The sequence below is a fragment of the Flavobacterium sp. 2 genome (genome assembly GCF_049949195.1).
Taxonomy (GTDB): Bacteria; Bacteroidota; Bacteroidia; order Flavobacteriales; family Flavobacteriaceae; genus Flavobacterium.
Map to the genome: position 1 here is coordinate 4,910,953 of NZ_CP188206.1, position 22,504 is coordinate 4,933,456.

21 protein-coding genes are annotated in these 22,504 nt (G+C 34.6%); 3 read left to right on the forward strand and 18 right to left on the reverse strand.

Annotation, left to right across the window (positions count from 1 at the left end; all coding sequences use genetic code 11):
* Nucleotides 1-12 precede the first annotated feature (12 nt).
* The 16 genes from ACNFIH_RS21370 to ACNFIH_RS21445 form a co-directional block, all read right to left on the reverse strand.
* Entirely contained in the window at nt 13-792 is a 780-nt protein-coding gene (locus ACNFIH_RS21370; protein WP_426484698.1) for an ABC transporter ATP-binding protein, read from the reverse strand.
* Between the two features lies 1 nt (nt 793).
* Complete coding sequence (locus tag ACNFIH_RS21375; RefSeq protein ID WP_426484699.1) at nt 794-1,552, reverse strand: MlaE family ABC transporter permease; 759 nt, start codon at nt 1,550-1,552, stop codon at nt 794-796.
* Nucleotides 1,553-1,814: 262 nt separating this feature from the next.
* Nucleotides 1,815-4,085 carry a glycosyltransferase gene (locus tag ACNFIH_RS21380; RefSeq protein WP_426484700.1) on the reverse strand — a complete coding sequence of 757 codons (2,271 nt, stop codon included), beginning with the start codon at nt 4,083-4,085 and terminating at the stop codon, nt 1,815-1,817.
* On the reverse strand, nt 4,066-5,145 hold the full coding sequence (locus ACNFIH_RS21385; RefSeq protein WP_426484701.1) for a pesticidal protein Cry7Aa: 1,080 nt from the start codon (nt 5,143-5,145) through the stop codon (nt 4,066-4,068). The genes ACNFIH_RS21380 and ACNFIH_RS21385 overlap by 20 nt, the downstream gene beginning before the upstream one ends.
* Before the next feature lie 510 nt (nt 5,146-5,655).
* Entirely contained in the window at nt 5,656-6,123 is a 468-nt protein-coding gene (locus ACNFIH_RS21390; protein WP_426484702.1) for a DUF1440 domain-containing protein, read from the reverse strand.
* A 34-nt stretch (nt 6,124-6,157) separates the two neighbouring features.
* Nucleotides 6,158-6,667 (reverse strand): DinB family protein, encoded by a 510-nt coding sequence (locus ACNFIH_RS21395; protein WP_426484703.1) that lies wholly within the window; start codon nt 6,665-6,667, stop codon nt 6,158-6,160.
* Nucleotides 6,668-6,687: 20 nt separating this feature from the next.
* Nucleotides 6,688-7,062: a VOC family protein gene (locus ACNFIH_RS21400; RefSeq protein ID WP_426484704.1), complete on the reverse strand. Its 375-nt coding sequence runs from the start codon at nt 7,060-7,062 to the stop codon at nt 6,688-6,690.
* Between the two features lie 72 nt (nt 7,063-7,134).
* On the reverse strand, nt 7,135-7,344 hold the full coding sequence (locus ACNFIH_RS21405) for a hypothetical protein (RefSeq protein WP_426484705.1): 210 nt from the start codon (nt 7,342-7,344) through the stop codon (nt 7,135-7,137).
* Nucleotides 7,345-7,356: 12 nt separating this feature from the next.
* On the reverse strand, nt 7,357-7,737 hold the full coding sequence (locus ACNFIH_RS21410; protein WP_035650975.1) for a DoxX family protein: 381 nt from the start codon (nt 7,735-7,737) through the stop codon (nt 7,357-7,359).
* Nucleotides 7,738-7,995: 258 nt separating this feature from the next.
* On the reverse strand, nt 7,996-8,727 hold the full coding sequence (locus tag ACNFIH_RS21415; RefSeq protein WP_426484706.1) for a GNAT family N-acetyltransferase: 732 nt from the start codon (nt 8,725-8,727) through the stop codon (nt 7,996-7,998).
* 69 nt (nt 8,728-8,796) lie between these two features.
* On the reverse strand, nt 8,797-9,402 hold the full coding sequence (locus ACNFIH_RS21420; RefSeq protein WP_426484707.1) for a Crp/Fnr family transcriptional regulator: 606 nt from the start codon (nt 9,400-9,402) through the stop codon (nt 8,797-8,799).
* A gap of 326 nt (nt 9,403-9,728) precedes the next feature.
* Entirely contained in the window at nt 9,729-11,147 is a 1,419-nt protein-coding gene (locus tag ACNFIH_RS21425) for a TolC family protein (RefSeq protein ID WP_426484708.1), read from the reverse strand.
* 124 nt (nt 11,148-11,271) lie between these two features.
* Nucleotides 11,272-14,436 (reverse strand): efflux RND transporter permease subunit, encoded by a 3,165-nt coding sequence (locus tag ACNFIH_RS21430; protein WP_426484709.1) that lies wholly within the window; start codon nt 14,434-14,436, stop codon nt 11,272-11,274.
* A 10-nt stretch (nt 14,437-14,446) separates the two neighbouring features.
* Nucleotides 14,447-15,664, reverse strand: coding sequence for an efflux RND transporter periplasmic adaptor subunit (locus tag ACNFIH_RS21435; protein ID WP_142452161.1), 1,218 nt, complete (start codon nt 15,662-15,664; stop codon nt 14,447-14,449).
* A gap of 248 nt (nt 15,665-15,912) precedes the next feature.
* Nucleotides 15,913-16,506 (reverse strand): TetR/AcrR family transcriptional regulator, encoded by a 594-nt coding sequence (locus tag ACNFIH_RS21440; RefSeq protein ID WP_035650984.1) that lies wholly within the window; start codon nt 16,504-16,506, stop codon nt 15,913-15,915.
* Between the two features lie 314 nt (nt 16,507-16,820).
* Nucleotides 16,821-17,732: an SMP-30/gluconolactonase/LRE family protein gene (locus ACNFIH_RS21445; RefSeq protein WP_426484710.1), complete on the reverse strand. Its 912-nt coding sequence runs from the start codon at nt 17,730-17,732 to the stop codon at nt 16,821-16,823.
* Between the two features lie 429 nt (nt 17,733-18,161).
* Here ACNFIH_RS21445 and ACNFIH_RS21450 point away from each other — a divergent pair, with 429 nt between their 5' ends.
* From ACNFIH_RS21450 to ACNFIH_RS21460, 3 genes are all read left to right on the forward strand, one after another.
* Nucleotides 18,162-19,580, forward strand: a complete 1,419-nt coding sequence (locus ACNFIH_RS21450) for a gluconokinase (protein ID WP_426484711.1) — start codon at nt 18,162-18,164, stop codon at nt 19,578-19,580.
* Between the two features lie 267 nt (nt 19,581-19,847).
* Entirely contained in the window at nt 19,848-20,291 is a 444-nt protein-coding gene (locus tag ACNFIH_RS21455) for a cupin domain-containing protein (RefSeq protein ID WP_426484712.1), read from the forward strand.
* Nucleotides 20,292-20,576: 285 nt separating this feature from the next.
* Entirely contained in the window at nt 20,577-21,554 is a 978-nt protein-coding gene (locus ACNFIH_RS21460; RefSeq protein WP_426484713.1) for a 3-keto-disaccharide hydrolase, read from the forward strand.
* A 121-nt stretch (nt 21,555-21,675) separates the two neighbouring features.
* Here ACNFIH_RS21460 and ACNFIH_RS21465 read toward each other — a convergent pair whose 3' ends face one another.
* Together ACNFIH_RS21465 and ACNFIH_RS21470 are read right to left on the reverse strand one after the other, a co-directional pair.
* Nucleotides 21,676-22,020 carry a cupin domain-containing protein gene (locus ACNFIH_RS21465; RefSeq protein WP_426484714.1) on the reverse strand — a complete coding sequence of 115 codons (345 nt, stop codon included), beginning with the start codon at nt 22,018-22,020 and terminating at the stop codon, nt 21,676-21,678.
* Nucleotides 22,021-22,036: 16 nt separating this feature from the next.
* A complete protein-coding gene (locus ACNFIH_RS21470; RefSeq protein WP_426484715.1) occupies nt 22,037-22,462 on the reverse strand; it encodes a DoxX family protein in 426 nt (141 codons plus the stop codon).
* Nucleotides 22,463-22,504 lie beyond the last annotated feature (42 nt).

Below are 22,504 nucleotides of genomic sequence, written 5' to 3' on the forward strand. Positions count from 1 at the left end.
ATTTATTTTGCTTTATTCAAAAAATGAGCGTACCCATTCGTCCTCGTCTTTTTCTAATTCTTCATAAGTTCCTTCAGCATGGATAACACCATCTTTTAAAACCATAATTCTGTCTGCAGTCATTTTGGCGCAGGCCATATCGTGCGTAATTATTATCGATGAAGTTTTTTGTTTGTGTTTTATATCCAGAATAAGTTCGCTTATTTCTCGCGACGTAATTGTGTCTAATCCTGTAGTCGGTTCATCGTATAGAATGATTTCCGGTTTTAAAATCAGTGTTCTTGCTAAACCAATTCTTTTTCGCATTCCGCCAGATAATTCGGCAGGCATTTTATCAATTGCATCGCCTAAACCAACACTGTCAAGGGCTTCTATAACTTCATTTTCAACTTCTTCTTCGGTTAAATCTCTTCTATGTGCACGTAATGTAAAAGCCAGATTTTCTCTAACCGACATTGAATCGTAAAGCGCACCGCTTTGAAATAAAAAACCAATTCGAACCCGCATTTTATTTAATTCTTCTTTTGAGAGATCCAGTAAATTTTCATCAAAAACAGTTATTTCGCCCTGATCAGGTTCAATCAAGCCCACAATACATTTTATTGTAACTGATTTTCCAGAACCAGAACGGCCTAAAATCACCAAATCTTCACCTTTATTGACGGTAAGATTCACGCCTTTCAGAACTTCGTTGTCTTTGCCAAAAGTTTTGCGCAGATTCTTGATCTCAATGATTGGAGTCTGTTTTTTCTCTTTTGATTTTGTGTCGATATTTTTCTTTTCCTTAATCATCTTAAAAAAATAAATCGGTTATCTGTACGGCCACCATATCAATAATAAATATGCTTAAAGAAGCTGTAACTACTGCTGAGTTTGCTGCTCGTCCCACACTTTCAGTTCCGTTTGCGGCATTAAATCCTTTAAAACAGCCAATCATTCCGATGAAAAAACCGAAGAAAAAAGTTTTGATTGTTGCCGGAATTACATCTAGAAATTCTAATGATTGTATAATCTGCGTTAAATAACGACGGAAAGTCACATCGCCATGAATATTGATTCCCGCATAACCGCCCACAATTCCAACCGCATCTGCAAAAAATACCAATATTGGAACCATTAACGTACAGGCTAAAATTCGCGTTACAACTAAATAATTATAAGGATTGATTGCCGAAACTTCCATAGCATCTATTTGTTCTGTCACTTTCATCGAACCAAGTTCAGCACCAATTCCGGATGAAATTTTTCCGGCACAAATTAGAGCCGTAATCACGGGTGCAATTTCACGAATCAAGGAAAGTGCAACCATTCCAGGAAGCCAGCTTTCGGCACCAAAAGTTACTAAAGTAGGTCTTGACTGAATGGTTAAAACCAAACCCATTATAAAACCTGTTATAGCAACCAAAGGCAATGATTTGTAACCAATGACATAACATTGTTTTAAGAACTCTTTTCCCTCATAGGGAGGAATTATAAGCTCCTTAAAAAAACGCGATGCAAACACGGTTGCATTTCCAATTTGTGCGAATGTATTTTTTAAGCTGAGAATCAAAATAATGTCGTTTTAGAGTTAAAACATATTGCAAATCAGTTTTTTAACAGTTTTATATGCCTTTTGTAATTATACATGAAAGTTACCCTAATACTTGTTAAAATCTTTTACACAACTTTTTTGGAAGCTTATATAATTTTCATTAGAATACAATAATTCGCTGGGAATGACGTTTTTGAGGCCTTAAAACAAAAAATCCCTTTCATTGAGAAAGGGATTTTAAGGGTTTAAAAAGAATTTTGGTCAGCTTTGCTGTTTGAATTTATGAGTTGATTGCGATTCCAGTTCTCGATTTCATAAGCGGAATAACTCGGGACTGCGACAAAGCTAATTTTTCCATTAATAATCTTGCCGTAAGAAAACATACAGTTGATTCTGCACCTTGATTTAAGTTAACATTTTCTTTTTCAAGTCCGTCATAACCACCACCGCTCACCGGATTGTACATAATTTGATTTAAATGATTTTTGCCTAAAAACCAGTTAAAGGCGGCTTTCATTTTCTTTTTGTAATGCGGTGTTTTAAAAGCGTTATAGAAAGTGTTTAATGTTTGAATTGTATATGTAACATCAATAGGCTGTTCTCCATATTCATGCGGTTCAGAACCTTTATGATGCCAGCTTTGATTTGAAATTGCTTTAAAATTGCCATTTGCAAATGTTTTAGAAATCAAGAAATCTAATGAGTCTAATGCTACTTTTTTGTAGACAGGTTTATTTGTGATTAAATAGGCATAAAGCATTGATTCTGGCAGAATTCCATTTCCGTATGTTAAATAATTTTCAAACCATTGCCACTCTTCAGTTGCTGTGTCTTCATAATTTGCCAGCAATTTTGCATTTAGTTTATTGATTATGGCTGCTACATATAAATTAGGAATTGCAGTGTGATACAAATACAAACCTTTAGTAGCAAATCCAATAGAACGTGGTGACTGAATAGTTTCTGCCCATTTTAATGAATTCAATAAACATTTTGTTGCTTTTTTAATAATAGCTTCCGGAAGCATATCTGAAAGAGAAACTACAGTTCCTAACGCCCAGATTGCTCTTGCATTCGAATCTTCTAAATTAACTTCGGCATTTTGTTCAATATGCTCTCGGTTTTCCTGATCGACATAATTGATGAAATCTCCTTTTGGTTTTTGACAACGCTGAATAAAATCTAAATAGATTAAAATATAAGGTAAATCATCTTTATCCTGAGTCAGTTTATAATGCATGCAAAAAGCAATTAATGCTCGTGCATTATCATCTAAAGTATAGCCTGAATCTAAATCGGGAACAGAAATTTTGCTGAACTGAATAATACCAAGTTCTGTAGTCAGTTTTTTAATATGATTCAAACGAATTTCAGGATAACTGTATTTGATTTCCGATGGATTTTCTATTAATTTTTTATAGGTATTAATGTGCGTAATGGCGGCATTTTCCCAAGAAGAAGCGCGCATTTTAGTAAACGATTGGATTCCCATTTCGTTTCTTAAATTTTCATCCGAAATCAGTTTTATTGCTGCTTCGGCAAATTGATCGACATTTCCAATATCAACTAATATTCCTGAATCTGGCGTTAAAACTTCTCTTGTATGCGGAATTTTTGAAGCAACAATCGGACAAGCACAGCTCATCGCATAAGCAAATGTGCCACTTACTGCCTGATTTGGATCTTTAGAAGTAAACATGTAAATATCTGTTGCTTTTAGATAATCTAAAAGTTCATCAGTATCTAAATATTGGTTAATGAAACGAACGTTGTTTTCAAGTTTTAAATCCGCAACAATTGCTTCAAGTTTATCTCGGTAAGTATCTACGCCATCTTTAATTAAATTTGGGTGCGTTTTTCCAATTATTAAGTAAAGCGCATTTGGTGCTTTTTCAATAATTTTTGGAAGCGCCTGCAATCCCGTTTCTATGTTTTTTCCTTCCCCTAAAAGGCCAAATGTAGAAAGCACTAATCGATCCTGAATATTTAATTTTTCTTTTGCCTGAGCTGGAGTTTCATAAACCACGATATGAGTTCCGTGTGGTACGTAGGTGATTATTTTTTCATCGATTTCATAATCCTCAATCAAAATTTCTTTTGATTTATTTGTCATTACAAAAACCGAATTGCTGTAACTCAATAGCAGTTTTACAAACGTTTTTAAATCATTATTCGGATTTGGAATTACACTATGAAAAGTAAAAGTAACCGGTTTTTTAATCGCATTTAAAAAGTCTAAAATATAATCTCCATAATTCCCTGAAAACAAACCAAATTCATGTTGAATATGAACTAATTTTACTGCTTCATCTTTATTGATTTCTTCAGCTGTTTTAGCATATTCCTCTCTGTTTTTTGTGTTTAAAGTAAATGCCTGTGTAGGTTTTTCTTTTGGTTTATCAACAAGCTCACATATTTCGCATTTGATTGATTTACCATAAACATCTGTGATTCCTTTAATTGTATCTTGTGTATAAGTTGCTATTCCACATTGAGTTGGAGGAAAAGTAGAAAGAAAAACTATTTTCGATTTATTTGATATCGTCTTCATGGGGATTCTGTTTTAATTCGGTTAATAAGTCGTTCAAGTTCAGTGAAGCCACCGCAATTTTGTCATCGGCAGCACCGTAATAAATATATAGAAGGTCATCAAAAATGGCTGTTCCGGTTGGAAAAACTACATAATTTACATAACCGTGTCGTTCGTAATGTTCTGAAGGCGTAATGATAGGTTTTGTCAATCTTGACAGCACTTTTGCCGGATTATTAAGATCCAATAAAGCAGCGCAGGCATGATATACCAAACCTTTTTCTCGTCTTTCAGCTGCATGATAAATCAGCAGCCAACCATCTTTGGTTTCAATTGGTGGGGCGCCTGGACCAATATGACTGGTTTCGTGGTCAAATTTTGGTTCCAGAATAATATGGTCTGGTAAGTTTTTGATGTATTCTTTCCAGAATTCAACTGTCAAGTCACTTTTTTTCTCAAAAGAGACAATCTGAATGGAAGGAAACAATCTGTGTAAAGCTATAAATTTTCCACCAATTTTCTTAGGAAAAAGGACTACATTTTTATCCCAAACAAACAAATTTTCCTTCATTGTTTCCGTTAGGGGATAATTTCTTGCTGTATTGAAAGCTAATATTCTTGCTATACTTGGGTTTTGTAAGTGTCTTCTAATCAGATTTGTAAAATCGTGTAAAATAAATTTAGGCGTTATTATTCCTTTTTTTTTGAACTTGATTAAATCTTTTGATGTTGCCAAAGCGCCACATGCATTTATTCCGTCGTATGTCACATACGTCATATAAAACGTATCATCAATTTTTGTAATTCTGGGGTCTTCGACGCCGTGGATTTCATAAATATATTCAGGAACAAAAATTGGCTCTGTATGGCGCTCCACTAATGTTTTTGGTCCCTCAAATCTGCAATATCCAATCGTTGAAAAGTTACCTCTTTTTGCAGCTCTGTAAAACATATGAATGTTATTTCCATCTTGATAAATAGCAGGATTTAAAACACCTAATTCTTCAAAAGAGCGTTCCGTTTTTTCTAAAATGATGCCATGTTTTGTAGCTGTAATGCTTTGAACCGTTGCTATTTCCATAGTACTAAAAAATTTTATCTAAAATTACTTTAGGAACTAAGCGACGATTAATCCAATCGATCAAAAAGTTAACTCAAAAACATTTGTGTGGGAATTTTGTAACAGCTATTCGTGAATTGTAAAACGTTTTGAGCGAGTATAGTAAAATCCTAATGCGTTAATAAAAAAACTTTTAGAGTTAATGAAAATCTGTTCAGAAATTACCTTTGAAAAATAATAAAAAGACTATGAAAATTTTATTAACAAATAAAATCATGAAGTATGACACATTGGACAGTTACTTTTGTTGTACTCGCTTTAATAGCGGGAATCTTGGGATTTGGGACAATGGGAAATGATCAATCCTTGTTTTGCCAGGCGCTGTTTATTGTATTTTCAATATTATGCTATATAACCGTAATAATTGGAAAGATAAAAATAACGCATTAAAAAAGTTGTAACTAGAAAACAAAAAAGCGAAACCTAAATTATTAGGTTTCGCTTTTTTTAATTTTATATTTTGTTGTCAAGCTATTGTCGAAATGATAGATATTTTTTGTGAAGGAAGGCTATCGGAATTCCAATGCAGCAGATCAAAATTATCATGGATAAGAATAACGGAAAATCTAAATGTTTTTCTGGCAAAACTGGAAATACAACCGGAAGAACTACAAGATTCATTATAATCCAAACAAAAATGCCGTAAACAATTCCAGATATTATTGTGTTTTTTTTCAAAAATGAAAAATAAGGGTAAACAGTAAAATAAAACCAAGTAAAGGTAAAAGCTATAAAATAATGCAATAATAACCCATATAATGCCATTTGTGAACCTCCAGAATAGGCTTCTTTTTTAAAGATACCGCTTGCAATGGATTGTAAAATTTTAACTCCGGTCGTTTTGTTGAGAATTCCGGCATAAATAGTAATTGCAGCAACAACGTCGAGAGTTCCGGTAATTAATCCTGTAATAAAAATTGCTCCGCTTTTTGATTTCATATAAATAGGTTTTGGTTGATTTGAAGCTTTGGAATTATATTTTGGTCAGCATTTTAAAAATAGAATTTAATTGGTGTGTATGTCTTTGCGTATGTACGAGTGCAAAATGAATCCATTCATAAATCGTGAAATTTTCAAAACCCGGAACATGAAAATCCAGACAAGTTTGGGTTAAATCATGCTTTTCAGTTTCCTCAAGCAAATCCGATTCTATTTTTAAGATGGATAAAGTTAATGAATTTTTATTGTAATCTTTTTTTTCGGGTATAAGAAACTCTGGAGAGCTCATTTTAGTATTAAAATTGAGAAAAATAGAATCCAATTGCGATACAAATTCATCATATTTTCGAATAGTTTTTTCTTTATTTCCCCCAAATAACTTTGGATAACCAGAACAGGCAAGTATAATATGTTGCGTTGTTTGTCCTGCGGTCCAGCCGTCTTTATAAGGAATTGTGTTAAATTCTTCTTCTGAAAAAGAAGAAACTATTTCGTTTAATTTTTTGAATGTTTCAACAATATTCTTTTGAACTTCGGTTTTCATATTATTGATTTTTAAGTTAATCAATTTACTGATGTAATCCACCAGACATTTCCAAACGGATCAGTTACGCCACAGGTTCTTCCATAATCCTGATTGCTTAATTCCATTAAAGAAGTGGCTCCGTTTTCTAAAGCTTTTTTATATGTTTCATCAGCATTTGGAACATAAACAAACAAGTTTGCATTTTGTTTCGCCCAGTCTGTTGTTTCATCGGTAATCATTATGGTGCTTCCGTTGAGTGTAATTTCGGCGTGCATAATGGTTCCGTCTTCGCGAAGGGATTTGGAACTGGTTTCAGCTGCTCCAAAGACATTTTTTGTGAAATCTATAAATTTAGATGCGCCTTGCAAAATTAAATAAGGCATTATCGTTTGGTGTTCTGCTGGAATATTCATTTTTTCAAAAAATTAAGTAAATTAAAATTACAATTTTATTTTTAATATTTTGTAATTCAGTTAATTATGAATTTAAAGAAGTGTTTCGCAATGGTATCCGCAGGAATTTAGAAGTTCAATTACGCTGGTATTGCAAATGGATGATGCTTGAATACGAAGAATTTTATCGCAATCTTCTAAATCAAAATTGATAATGCTGTTTGGAAAATGTTCAAGAAGTTTCCCCACAATCAAATTAGATTGTTCAACTTCCTGAACATTTGTTTTGAAAACCTCAATCATCACAACACAAGGTTATAAGGCTATATTTTTATAACGCTCAATTTTATGATAATAGATATATGAAATGGCTAAAATCAGTAAAATGATCAATGGGAAGAAACTTTGAAAGTTCACTCCATCAACTGCAAAATGGCTGATTGAAGCAAAGATAAAATCGAATCCGAATCCGGCGTATGCCCATTCTTTTACATTTTTTGGAACTTGAGGAATGACTAACGCTAAAACGCCCAATACTTTGAAAACGACTAAAGCATTTCCAAAATATTCCGGATAACCTAAATGTCTGATTCCTTCTTTCGCCAATTCAGTTTGCGAAGTAAGTGCGGGCATAACTCCTTCGAATAAGAAAATTAGAATTGTCGTTGTCCAAAAAATAATTTTTGCTTTTTTCATGTGGTTTTGTTTTTTAAATAGTTATTAGTTAATGTCTTACAAACTTAATAAACTTATTTTTCTCCGAAATACACATTTACGACTATTTTAGGGGCATTTGAGACAATTCAAAGGCTCAAAGGCTCAAAGTGACAAAGCTTCAGAGGCTTTTTATTGTTGTGTTAGAGTTTTATAATTAAAAAAACCTTTGTCAAAGTTTTAAACTTTGACAAAGGTCAATCATAAGTATATTGGAATTTGGATTTTAAAATTTGGAATTTACATATGTTGATAATTCGTAATCCTAAACAAATCTTCAAAACCTAATCTGCTGTAAATGTTTTTTCCTAAAGCTGATGCTTGTAATTGTGCATATTCGCAATCAGCTTCAATAGCTTCATTGATGGCAAATTTCATGATTTCTTCGGCAAAACCTTTTTTACGCATTTCTGGAATAACACCAACTCCGTGAATTCCCATGACATTTTCAGTTTGAAAAAGCGTAAGGGTTCCGATTGGTTTTTCTTCGAAATGAACGAGATAAAATTTTACATTTTGATAATTTGAAACCAATGTTTCTTTACTGATTACATAATTAAAAGATAACGGATAAATATCTGACCACGTTTTGGCATCTTCTTCCTTTAAAACTCTTTTGAAAGTAAGCTTGTTTTCAAGTTGAAATTTTTCATCCAATTTTAAAGCCATTGCTACAAGTTGGTTTCGAATTTCAAATCCGTTTTTCTCAAGAATTTCATTTGAATTACTTTCGAAAATATCCCAATACGGAATCACTAAACCTGGATTTTTTTCAATTGTTTCCAGAATTTGCGGAAGATTTTCTTCTGTAATATCTTCTCGAAACCATAATCGGTTTGGCCAGCCTGAGTTTTTTATTTGGCTAAATTCAAAAGGATCATTTTTATGGTAAGAAAGGAGCGGAGTAGCAACCGTTTTCCAAAGCGTTGTAAGATTGTCAATGTTATCTTTGATGCGTTTTATATTTTTCATTTTAATATCAAATTAATTATAAAACAAAGATAAACGGGCAATGTGAGGAAAGCCTTTACATATGTTGATTTACAAAACTTTTTCAAGATTTTTTCTAATTCGGCTTAATTGTGTTGGTGTAATGCCTAAATGCGAGGCAATATGCAATAATGGAACGCGATCTGCAATAGTGGGATGCTTCTCTAAGAAACTTAAATATCTTTCAGTTGCATTTTGCATAACCAGAGCAATCTCTCTTTGTTCTTTTTCAATAATCCAGTTTTTTTCCAAATAGGCAATATAGAAGGTTTTAAGATCATCATTTTCATTAATCAACTGGGTATATTTTTTGTAATCAAGAGTGATTAAAATACAATCTTCTAAAGCTTCGATCGTAAAGCTGGAAGGAGTTTGCAGTATTGATGAAACTTTAGAGCAGGCAAGTTTGTTTTCGAAAAAAAGGTTTTTGTTATAGAAATTTCCTTGTTCATCGGTAATAAAAGTTCGCAGAATTCCTTTTGCAATAAAATAAAGATTTTTGCAGATTTCCCCGTTTTCTAATACTATTTCCCCTTTTTTGATGGTCTGGAAATGTGTCAGGTTTTCAATCAATTTCCATGACTTTTCAGAAATAGGGGCATAACTTTCGAAGTATAGTTTTAGATTGTTGAGGTAATTCTGTTGATCAGATGTCATTTTATTTTTGCTTTTTCGATAGACTAAAATTAAACAAGTTTTTTGTTTGATGCAAGGTAGATTAATAGCTCTCGCAATCCCGATAGCTATCGGGAGGAAAGACGCAAAGTTATTTAAGTATTTATTTCACGCAGATTCTACGTGAAAAATAAACCTTTGCGACTTCGTGACTTTGCGAGAAATTCAAAAAAGCTTTTGCGTTCTTTGCGTATCCCGATAGCTATCGGGATTGCTCCCTTTACGGTTAAAAACAAAAAAACGCCATGAAACTAAAAAGTCTCACAGCGTTTTCATCTCAAAAAATAAATAATTAACGGGTATGGGTATTATTTCCAGCCGCCTCCGAGTGCACGATACAGTTCCGTATTGGCTGTTAATTGTTGTCTTTTTATGTCTGCTAATTCTAATTCGCTTTGTAATAAATTAGCCTGTGCAGTCAAAACTTCAAGATATTCTGCCATTCCGTTTTTGAAAAGCAGATTAGCATTTTTAATAGCTTGTTGCAGTGTTTTCACTTTTTCCTGAAGAAAAGTTTCCTGTTGTTGCAATTTTTCGTTTACAACCAAAGCATCAGCAACTTCGCTTACAGCAATCAAAACCGATTGTCTGAAATTTAAAACTGCTTTTTCTCTTTCGGCAACAGCGATATTATATTGCGTTTTTAATTTTTTATTGTTTAATAAAGGTTGAGTCAAACCTCCGGCAACGGTTCCAAACAAAGAAGCTGGAATTGTAAACCAACTGCTGGTTTCAAAAGAATTCACTCCGCCTTGCGCTGTAATTCTCAATGTCGGATATAAATCGGCTTTAGTGATTCCAACGTTTGCATTTGCAATTTTCAAAGCCAATTCAGCACTTTTAACATCAGGTCTTCTGCTTACTAATGAAGATGGAATTCCAACTGCATTGTTATTTTTAACCGGAACTGAACTTAAAAGAACTGTTCTTTGTTTTGATGTTGGAAACGAACCAGTTAAAACACTCAAAGCATTTTCCTGAATCGCAATATTTTGTTCCAATAACGGAATCAATTGCGCCGAGTTTAATTTCTGCGCTTCAGATTGCTGAATTGCCAATGATGTTGTTTGTCCAGCATCATATTTTAATTTGATGATGTTGGTTGTACTGTCATTTAATTTCAGATTTTGTCTTGCAATATCCAATTGTGCATCCAACATCAAAAGATTATAATATCCTCTTGAAACATTGGCAACTATATTTGTTTGCAAAGCTTTTTTCACTTCTTCAGACTGAAGATATCCAGCAAAAGCACCTTTTTTCTGATTTTTGATTTTCCCCCAAATATCAGCTTCCCAAGAAAGCGTTGCTCCAGCCGAATAATCATCGATATGTTTAGCACCCAAAGCCTGATTTAAGTTCATTCCCGTAAAACTATTATCTGAAGGATTGCTTGAACTTGCATTTACAGCTAAGTTAATCTGAGGAATATTTCCCCATTTTGACTGCGTGAATCGGTATTGTGCAATTTCAATGTTTTTAGTAGCAATCTGCAAATCATTATTTCTTGCGATGGCGCTGTCAATCAATTGAACAATATCTTTTTCGGTATAGAAATTTTTCCACTCCAAATCGCCAATACTTGCCGTATCTTTTGAAACAGCTGCATTCCTGAAATTCTCAGGAAATGCATCTTTTGGTGTTTCAATATCCTTTGATACCTTACAGGATATTAAGGTCGTGATCAGAATGGCGAAGACCACGATTTTGGTTATATGATTTTTCATTGTCTTTTTATTAGATTTCTGTACAAGTATCTTTTCTAGTTTCAAGATCTTTTGAGATTCTGTACGATATATAAGCGATGCCAACTATTATGGTCACCAAGATTGTCGTTATATAGTTTTCCATTTATTTTTCTTCGTTATGAATTACTGCTACTGGTTTTCCAGTAACTTTTTCTTGTAAATGTTGGAATACGATGAATAAAACCGGAATAATAAATAATCCGAGAATTACTCCAGAAAGCATTCCGCCCGCTGCTCCAATACTGATCGAATGATTTCCTTGAGCCGATGGTCCTTTGGCACTCATCATTGGCACTAAACCAACCACAAAGGCTAGGGAAGTCATGATAATTGGTCGCAAACGTAATTTTGCTGCGTCGATTGAAGCTCGTACTAAAGCTTGTCCTGATTTTCGTTTTTGGACCGCAAATTCCACAATCAAAATGGCATTTTTCGCTAGAAGTCCAATCAGCATGACAAGTGCAACCTGAACGTAAATATTGTTTTCGATTCCAGTTAAACCAATAGCTACGAATACTCCAAAAATACCTGCAGGGATTGATAAGATTACAGCCAATGGCAGAATATAACTTTCATACTGTGCGGCAAGTAAGAAATAGACGAATATCAAACACAGTAAGAAAATCGTTGCCGACTGTCCTCCAGAAGAAATCTCTTCGCGAGTTTGTCCTGAAAATTCATAACCATAACCTGCAGGCAATTGTTGTGCTGCAACTTCTTCAATTGCTTTAATAGCGTCTCCAGAACTAAATCCAGGTTTCGGAATCGCATTAATCGAAATTGAGTTGAATAAGTTGTAACGTGAAGCGGTTTCAGAACCATAAACACGAGTCAGTTTTACTAAAGTGTTTATCGGAACCATTTCGCCTGTTTTGTTTTTTACAAAAACTCTGTCAATTGATGATGGATCAGCTCTGTCAGCAATATCAGCCTGAACTACAACTCGGTAATATTTTCCGAATCTATTAAAATCGGAAGCCTGAGCACTACCAAAATAAGTCTGCATCGTTTGTAAAATGTCTTTTACATTTACGCCTAACTGATTTGCTTTTTCATCATTAATATCCAATTGTAATTGTGGATAATCGGCTTTGAAACTCGTAAATGCTACAGCAATTTCTGGACGTTTCATTAATTCTCCAATGAAATTCTGAGAAATTCCGCTGAATTTATCCAGTTTTCCTCCGGTTTTATCCTGAAGCACTAAATCTAAAGCTTCAACATTACTAAATCCAGGAACAGTCGGGAAACTGAAGACGAAGAAACTTCCGCCTGAAATACTACCCAATTTACCACGAACCTGATTCATGATTTCGTCGATGTTTTTCACTTCGCCTCGGTCTTCATTTGGTTTAAGCAATACGAAAACTACTGCTGAAGAAGGGCTTGTAGAATTTGTCAATAAGTTGAAACCTGAAATTGCGGTTACAAATCGTGATGCATCTAAACCTCTTAAAGTATTTTCTGCTTCCGTCATTACTTTTTGAGTTCCGTCAAGAGATGTTCCAGATGGCGTGTTTACTGCAATCGCAATAAATCCTTGATCTTCAGTTGGAATAAATCCTGCTGGAGTTGTTTTTACCAATATAACAGTTGCTATTGTAATTGCAGCTAATCCACCTAAACTCAACCATTTTTTTCTGATTAAGAATTTAATTCCGCCTACATAACGATTCGTAAGCGATTCAAAACTGCTATTGAAAGCGGTAAAAAATTTCTCTTTAAATCCTTTTTTCACATAAGGTGCATTTGCATCGTGAGCACCGTGATTATCTTTCAAAAATAATGCAGCAAGTGCCGGAGACAACGTCAAGGCATTAACAGCCGAAATTACAATTGCAATTGCCATAGTAAAGGCAAATTGACGATAGAAAACTCCTGTTGAGCCTTCCATAAAACCAACCGGCAGGAATACAGCAGCCATTACCAGCGTAATCGAGATAATAGCACCCGTTATTTCGTGCATTGCTTCATGTGTGGCTACTTTTGGAGATAAATGTTTATGCTCCATTTTCGCATGCACGGCTTCTACGACGACAATCGCGTCATCCACCACAATACCAATCGCTAGAATTAATGCGAAAAGCGTTAGAAGGTTGATCGAGAATCCGAATAACTGCATGAAGAAGAACGTTCCTAAAATTGCTACAGGTACAGCAATAGCCGGGATTAATGTTGATCTAAAATCCTGAAGGAAAATAAATACCACAATAAATACTAGTATAAAAGCTTCTAATAAAGTGTGCTCAACCTGTTCAATGGATTGATCCAGCGATACTTTTGTACTATAGAAAATATTATGTTTTATTCCTTTTGGGAAATCTTTAGAGGCTTTTTCCATCATTTTATTGATGGCAATCTGAATATCATTTGAGTTGGATCCCGCTAACTGAATAACTCCAATTACAACTCCTTTTTTACCATTTAAACGAGTCAAACTGTTATAAGAATAAGCACCTAATTCAACTCTTGCAACATCTTTTAAGTGAAGAACAGAACCATCAGGATTAGAGCGAATAGCGATATTTTCATAATCCTCTGGTTTGGTTAATTTTCCTTTGTATTTGATTACATATTCAAAAACTTCTTTGCTTCGTTCACCAAATTTACCCGGAGCAGCTTCCAAACTTTTATCCTGAATGGCGCTCATGATTTCGTTTGGCGTCACTTTATAAGTTGACATTTGCGTTGGATTTAACCAAACACGCATAGAATAATCTTTTACACCACCAAAAATACTGGCAGAACCAACACCTGGAATACGTTTTAATTCCGGAATAATATTAATCTGTGCATAATTGGCAACAAAAGTCTGATCGTATTTCGATTCATCTTCGGTATACATACCAATCGCCATGATGAAACTGTTTTGTTGTTTCGCCGTAATAACACCTTGTTGTACAACCTCTGCAGGAAGTTGGCTGGTTGCTTGAGCAACTCTGTTTTGAACGTTAACTGCAGCCTGGTCGGCATCTGTTCCTAATTTGAAGAAAACAGTGATAGCCAAACTACCGTCATTACTCGCGGTAGAACTCATGTAAGTCATGTTTTCTACACCATTTATAGATTCTTCCAAAGAAGGTGCAACAGAACGCAAAACAGTTTCTGCGTTTGCTCCCGGATATACCGCCGTTACCAAAACCGATGGAGGCGCAATATCAGGAAATTGCTGTAAAGGCAATTTAGTCAAGCCAAGTACTCCCAGAATTACCAATAAAATGGAAATAACGGTTGCCAGTACAGGCCTTTGTATAAATATTTTGAACATTGTCGTTTTATTATTTTTGATTAATTACTTGGGCAACTTTAGTTGATTTCTCAGGCTGAATAACCTGTCCTTCCTGAAGTTTGTCAATACCGCTCAAAACGATTTGATCTCCCGATTTTACACCATCTTTAATCAGATAGTTAACACCGCTTTTACCAGCAATCGTGATAGGCATTTTGCTTACTTTATTGTCTTTGCTTACAGTGAATACAAATATTTTATCCTGCATTTCAACCGTAGCCGATTGTGGTACTAAAATCGCATCGTCGTGCTGCACACCTAAACGGATTCTTCCTGTATTTCCAGAACGTAAAATTCCGTTTGCATTTGGGAAAGTTGCTCTTACCGTAATCGCTCCGGTAGTTTTGTCGAACTGACCGTCAACCATATCAATTTTTCCTGTTTGAGGATACGCATTGTTATCTGCCAAAACTAAAGTTACAGGAGGCAATTTTCTGATTTTATCGCCGATAGTATTTCCTGCATATTGTGCTTTGAAGTTGATGAAATCAGTTTCTCCAAGAGAGAAATAAGCAAAAACTTCATGAACATCTGATAGGTTTGTCAAAGGTTCAACATCTGTAGCTGAAACCAAACTTCCTTGTTTTTTAGGTAATCTTCCAATGTAGCCACTTACAGGAGCAGTTACTGTAGTATATCCTAAATTGATTCTAGCCGAACCCACCATTGCTTTTGCTTGTTCGATATTTGCAGCAGCAATTTTTTGTGAAGCTTTAGCCGTTTTTAATTGATAGTCTGAAACTACTTTATTTTGAACTAACGGAGTCAATTTGTCAACTTCTAAATTAGCGTTGATTAAAGCCGCTTCTGCTGCGTGAAGATTTGCTAAAGCATTATTCAATTGTTCGCGGAAAGGGCGTTCGTTTATTTTGAATAAAGTTTGACCTTTTGTTACATAAGCACCTTCGTCAACATAAACTCTTTCAAGGTTCCCGCTTACTTGCGGACGAATTTCAACGTCAACAGTACCTTGTATAGAAGCAGGATATTCAGCGTCAGTAGTTGTGTTAGCGCTTGTAATTGCTGCCACAGGTAAAACCGGTGGAGGCGGAGCAGCAGGCGTCTGATTTTTATCAGCACAGCTGCTTAGTACTAATGCCAGAATAAAGCTGGTTATAATTACATTTTTCATTTTCATATTGGTTTTAATTTGTTGGACATTCATTTGTTTTAAAATCTTTTGCATTCTGACATTCTCAGGATTCATAATTAATTTAATTAAATTATCTAACGTTGTTAAGTTTAAGTGCGCAATTTTCTTATTGTAAGCTGTTTTTTTTGATTCTGCTTTAAATCGGTATTAAATCATTTATCACTGTTAAGTAAAAGAGTAAAAAAAAGCTCTAATTACGTTAATTAAATTTTCTAACAGTGTTAAGTGAAACTTCTAAAAAAAAGGATTTTTAAATTGTCCTTAAATTATTTTACACTGTTAAGTGAAATTGAAATTTTTTTTTATTGTATTGATTTGATAATACCGCCAATAGCGTCTTTCAAAATTTGATTGTTGATACTTTCCAAAGCTCCATTTCTGTTGATGATGTTGATAGCAATCAAACCATGAATAATAGAAAAGAAAGTAAAATACTTTTGTTTAATAATTTCCGGATCCGGATTGCTGCTTTTCATGACTTCAGCAATAACTGCCGTGAACATCATATAAGGCGAATCTGAAAGCGAACATTGTTGCGAACAGCAGTTCATCTGAACACCAAACATTACCTGATACATTTCAGTATCTGTAAAGGCAAAATCCCAATACGCCATCCACATGGCTTCTAATTGTTCTTCTGGTTTTTCAAATTTTGCTTTCGCTTTTTCTAATTCTTTTGCCAGTTTAATAAACCCTTGACCAGTCAATTCAGTCAAGATAGCATCTTTATTAGAAAAGTATTCATAAATAATAGGGGCAGTATATTCAATTCTGTCAGCAATTTTGCGCATACTCAAACCATTCCAGCCGTCTTCTTTTACGATGTCATAAGCAGCCCCAAGAATGTTACTTCTTGTCTCTTCTTTTTGTCTTAAAATTCGATCTTTACTAGCCATTTTGATTTAGTATTAAATTGTTTAACACTGTTAGGCAAATGTATGGCAGTTTTTCTGATAATGAAATATTTTTATCATAATATTTTCTTATTGAATCATAGAGAGTATTAAAATACTAGAAAAATAAGGCATTTCGAAAGGTTTTGTGTTTTTGCAAAATTTCATTTTAAGCAAAATTGAAACCAAATTCGAATCAAATTAAGATGATTTTGAAGTTTTTTGATTCTGAAAAAAGTCTGATTTTCTCATTAACGAATAAAATTTCAATCAAAATTCTGATTATTGCTAAAAATAAACAAGAGAAATAGGAACGATTATTTCATTCCTCGAACATTCATTTCTATCGTATAAACACTTTTACTGGCAGTAATAAATAATGTTTTAAATTTTTTTCCTCCAAAACAAACATTAGCTGTCCAAGGTTCAGGAACATCAATATGGGCTATTTTTTCTCCTTTTGGATTGAATACGGTAAGTCCTTTTCCGCATAAATAAATATTCCCGAATTCATCTATTGTCATTCCATCTGAACCTGATTCAGTAAAAAGCATTTTTTTGCCTAAAGAACCATTACTTTCGATGGTATAAGAATACGTTTTATTTGCACCTATATCCGCTACGTATAAGGTTTTTCCATCCGAAGTTCCAATAATACCATTCGGTTTTACAAGGTCATTACCAACGTTGAAAATTTTGGATTTATCCGGAGATAAATAGTAAACACATTCTTTCTCAATTTCTTTGGAGGTATGTTTCCAATAATCCCTTTGGTAAAAAGGATCTGTAAAATAAATACCGCCTTTTGGGTCAACCCAAAGATCATTGGGACCATTAAGTCTTTTCCCTTCGAAGTTGTTTAATAGTACTGTATAATTTTTGTTCTGGTCAATTTTCCAAAGTTCATTTTTTTCATCGGCGCAAGCCAAAAGGTTGCCTGCGTGATCAAAATACAAACCGTTCGCCCTTCCCGCATTTTCCATAAAAACAGAAAGTTCGCCATTTACCGACCATTTCATGATTCTATTATTAGGCTGATCCGTAAAATAAATATTTCCTTTCTTGTCTGTTGCAGGGCCTTCCGTAAAACTGAATTGATCGGATAGTTTTGTGAGAACTGCGCCTTTTGCAATTAAATTATGGTTTTTTTGAGCGTATATAAAATTTGTAAAAGTTAAAGTAATAACAAATAAGAGAAGTGATTTTGTTTTAAGTTGGCGTTGATTCATTATAAAAAAGTTGCTTTTGAAGTGGTTTTAAAAGTAGTTTTTATTTCTGATATTCTGCAAAGTTGGGTTAAGATTCTTTTCAGGAACAGAAATTCCGTTTTCAAAAGAACGTTTAGTCCTGCTCTCCACTATATTCCCGATAAACAAAAACTACGGCTAAAAAGCCTTGTTTTTCTAAATCGGGAGATGCCGTTTCTCCCGATAGCTATCGGGAAGGGCTAGACGAGAAGGTCTCTTTTTCATAATTTTCCTAAGCAACTTTAAATGAATTTATTTAACATATTAAATTTGAAATGAGGACTTTTAACGTGTAGAAAGTGATAATTTTACGAGACAAATTCAAAAACAATTAATCAATAATTTAAGTATGTGGCGCTACACAGCGAAGCGATTCTGTTATACTTTAAATTTATAGATCAAATAAATAATATGGAAGCATTGTATATTGGCATTGACATAGGAACAACAGCCACAAAAGCCGTTTGTTTTGATAAACAGGGAAATGTGCTTCGACAAATTGCTAAGTCGTACGAAATGTATCATCCCAAGCCGGAATGGAGTATTCAAAAACCGCACGAAATTTTGCTAACCGTAAAGGAATGTATTAACGAGATTACAAACGGAATTCAGCCTCAATTTATCAGTTTTAGCTCGGCTATGCAAAGCGTTATTGCAATTGATGAAAATGGAAAACCACTGACAGATGCTATTTTATGGGCAGATAACAGAGCGACGGGAATTGCCGAAAAACTTAAAAATTCAGATCAGGGAAAACACTTTTATCAAAAAACTGGAATACCAATTCATCCTTTTTCTCCTTTGACAAAAATTGCCTGGTTCAAAGAATTTGACTCTGAACTATTTTCCAAAACCTATAAATTCATCAGTATAAAAGAATATGTTTGGCATTATTTTACTAATGAATATTATACAGACACTTCAATGGCGTCCGGAACTGGATTACTAAACATTCATACTTTAGATTGGGATGAGGAAGTCTTGGATTTCTTAAACATAAAGCCACATCAATTATCTAAAGTTTGCGAAGTCACACATCAATGCAAAGGAATTTCAGATGATTTTCTTTATATAATTGGCGGTGGTGATGGTGCGTTGGCCAATCTCGGAACAGGCGCCATGAACAAAAATTGTATTGCTTTAACTATTGGCACGAGCGGAGCAGTTCGAATGCCCATTGACAAACCGTATCTTGACGACCAAATGCGCACGCAGTGTTATCATTTAATGGATAATCAATATCTTACTTTAGGTGCGGTCAATAATGGTGCGATAATTTTACAATGGCTGAAAGAAACTTTACTAAGAACAGAAAAATCTTTAGAAGTTCTTGTTGAAGAAGCCGCAAAAATTCCTGCAGGTTCTGATGGACTGCTTTTTGTACCTTATTTATTGGGAGAACGAGCGCCAATCTGGGATGCCTCGGCTCAAGGAAGCCTTTTGGGAATGCAGATTACGCATACACAAGCGCACTTGGTACGAGCCACTTTAGAAGGAATTTTATTTGGATTGTTCCAAATCACAGAAATTTTAATTCCGGATCCCGATCATAGAAAAGAAACAAAAGTTATGGCCAGCGGCGGATTTGGTAAAAGCGAACTGTGGCTCCAAATGGTTGCTGATATTTTTCAGATGCAGGTTGAAACCTCGCAAACTATTGAAGGATCTTCCTGGGGTGCTGTTCTTATAGGTTTAAAATCACTCGGCGAGGAGATCACAATTGATAACAAAACAGGCCAAATCTATTTTCCTAATACGGAACATAAAAGTGTATATGAAGCTGCGTTCAATAAGTTTAAAAAAGTATATCCTTTACTGAAGGATTTTTAAGTACTAATATGAATTTGTATTAGAGCTTTAAAACATAAAAATTAATTATTGGTGTTGTAAAGCTAGTTGCGGACCCTTTTTAGAGGGAATTATGATGGAATTATTTCCATTATTAAACTGGACTGAAGTCCAGCTCTACAAAATAGCTCGAGCCTTTGGCTCTTTTTTTGACGGAATAAAATTCCGAAGGAATGATCCATATTGTAGGGCTGGACTTCAGTCCAGTTTAAACGAAACGGATTTTTTCGTAACATTACATCAAAAATAATGACACCAACAAGAATCATAAAAACCACATTAGCTGTTCTGTTTTTCCATCAGATTAGCTTTTCTCAAGAAGTAAAAAAAGAAACGACTTCAACAGAACCAAAATACACAATCGAAAACTGTGTCAATCACTTTGATTTAACCAAAGCCACCAAAACCAAAGTAGGCTATCAATATTGGTTTGCCGATAAAAATTTCACTCAGGAAAACACACTCAAAATGAGTATCGTTGAACCCGGAAAATCAACACACGCGCCGCATCACCATCCCGAAGAAGAGTTTTTCTACATCTTAGAAGGAACAGCCGAATTTTTCCTTGACGGAAAAACCGTTACAGCCGGACCAAATACCAGTTTTTACTGTCCGCCAAATGCTGAACACGGAATTAGTAATGCTGGAAAAACCGATTTAAAATATTTAGTTATTAAGAAGGATTTGAAGTAAATATATTGCAGATATAAATAAAAGTTTAAAAAGTAAATTTCATTTTTTCATAAAATAAAAAACAAAAATTCCGAAGGAATGATTCATATTGTAGAGCTGGACTTCAGTCCAGTTTAGATAATGATTTTTACAAAACAAATTTTCACGTTAATGCATTCGTTTTAAACTGGACTGAAGTCCAGCTCTACAAGATTGGCCGAGCCTTTGGCTCTTTTTTCAGTCTTAAAGATTTGACTGCAAATAGATTTCTTTTGAAAATTAATTATCTTTAATATCAAAAAAGATATGAACCAGAAAACCAAAACCACAGCATTTCCAAATTTCCGTAACCACATTTTGATAGTTGGCCTGTTATTCACTCTTTTTGCTAGCCAAATCAGCAACAATCTTTATGCAGTTGAAAAAGATACTTTAAAAGGCCATTGGGACATAACAATTGATGTTGACGGAAAATCTGCACCAGCCTGGCTTGAAATCAGACGATCGGGACCAAAAACACTCGTAGGACAATTTATGTGCGTAGTAGGCAGCGCCAGACCAATATCTGAAATTCATGTTCAGGATCGAAAATTTAGCTTTTCAATACCACCGCAATGGGAGAAAGGAAGCAACGATCTTCGTGTAGAAGGCGAAATTGAAGGTGAAAAAATATTCGGAACCTTGCAAACTGTTGATGGAAAAACCCAAACCTGGACTGGTGTTCGTTCGCCTGCACTTCGTCGCACTGCTGCACCTGTGTGGGGTAAACCGATTCATCTTCTCAATGGTAATTCAATCAAGGATTGGCATACTGAAGGAACGAATCAATGGACTATCGAAAATGGTATTTTGCGAAGTGCAAAATCGGGTGTTAATTTAGTGACCAACGAAAAATTTAATGATTTTAAACTTCATATAGAGTTTCGTATTCCAAAACACAGTAATAGCGGTGTGTATCTTCGCGGTCGTTATGAAGTACAGGTGACAGATGGCAAAGGAATGGAACCTGCTTTAGATCAAATGGGAGCAATTTATGGACTGCTGATTCCAAATGAAATGGTTGCCAAAGAAGCCGGCGAATGGAATACGTACGATATTACCTTGATTGGTAGAATGGTAACGGTTGTTGCCAATGGTAAAACAGTAATCAGCAATCAGAATATTCCCGGAATTACTGGCGGCGCTATAGACAGCAACGAGGCCGAGCCTGGACCTATATTCCTTCAGGGAGACCACGGACCTGTGGAGTATCGCAATATCATTATAACTCCAGCGAAAAATTAAAAACTTTAAAGAGGATTTAGGTAGAAATCAGGAGGCTTTTATTTCGTTTTGAAATTTTAAGATTATTTAAAAAAAACGCAAAGTCGGGAGACTTTGCGTTTTTTTTAATAACTCATTTTGTTTACTTCAAAATCTCAACCTCCTCAGGCACCATAAACAAAAGTGTGCAGCCAGTTCTGGAAAATACTGAATGCGTACTTCCAGGAGACATATACAAATAATCGCCTGCTTTTAGTTCGTCTTTTCCGGAGCGTACTTCGCCTTCAAGAACATAGATTTCTTCGCCGGCAGGATGCACGTGATTGGGATACGACGCGCCAGGTTCAAATTTTAAAAGAAAAGTAGGAGGTCGGTTGGTGGTTTTGTCGAAGCGTAATACTTTAGCATAAATTCCGTCTGTTTTTATGCCTTCTTCCTGAAGCGGTTTCCATTCTAATTCATTGCTTTTTGTGATTCTAGTTTCCATAATTTATTCAATTTAATTAGTTAATTTTTAAAAGGTATTCGTCTAAACTCCATCGATATTTGTCGGCGGTTGCTAAAAGAAAAGCAGCCATAGAAAAGACAAAAACCGAATAATCAAGAGGTTCTTTGATTCCGAAGGAATACGTCATTGCCAGCGCAAACAAAAAAGTTAGAATTGAAGCGCCAATAGCAGTTTTTCTTGTTTGATATCCAACCAACAATAAAACAGCAAATAATGATTCCAAGAAAGTGCTGAAGATTGCAATTGACGGAATAAAACTTTTAGGCAAAAAAGAATTGACTTGTTCGGCGTAAGCCAGAAAATTTTCCCATCCTGAAGATTGTTTCCCCAACAAACCCAACCGACTTAAAACGGCGGATAAAAATCCAACAGCCATTGCAATTCGTAAAAGCAAAGTGGCAAAATCCTGATATCTTTTCATAAACTATTTTATTAGTAATTAATCAGATACAAAGATCGGGCG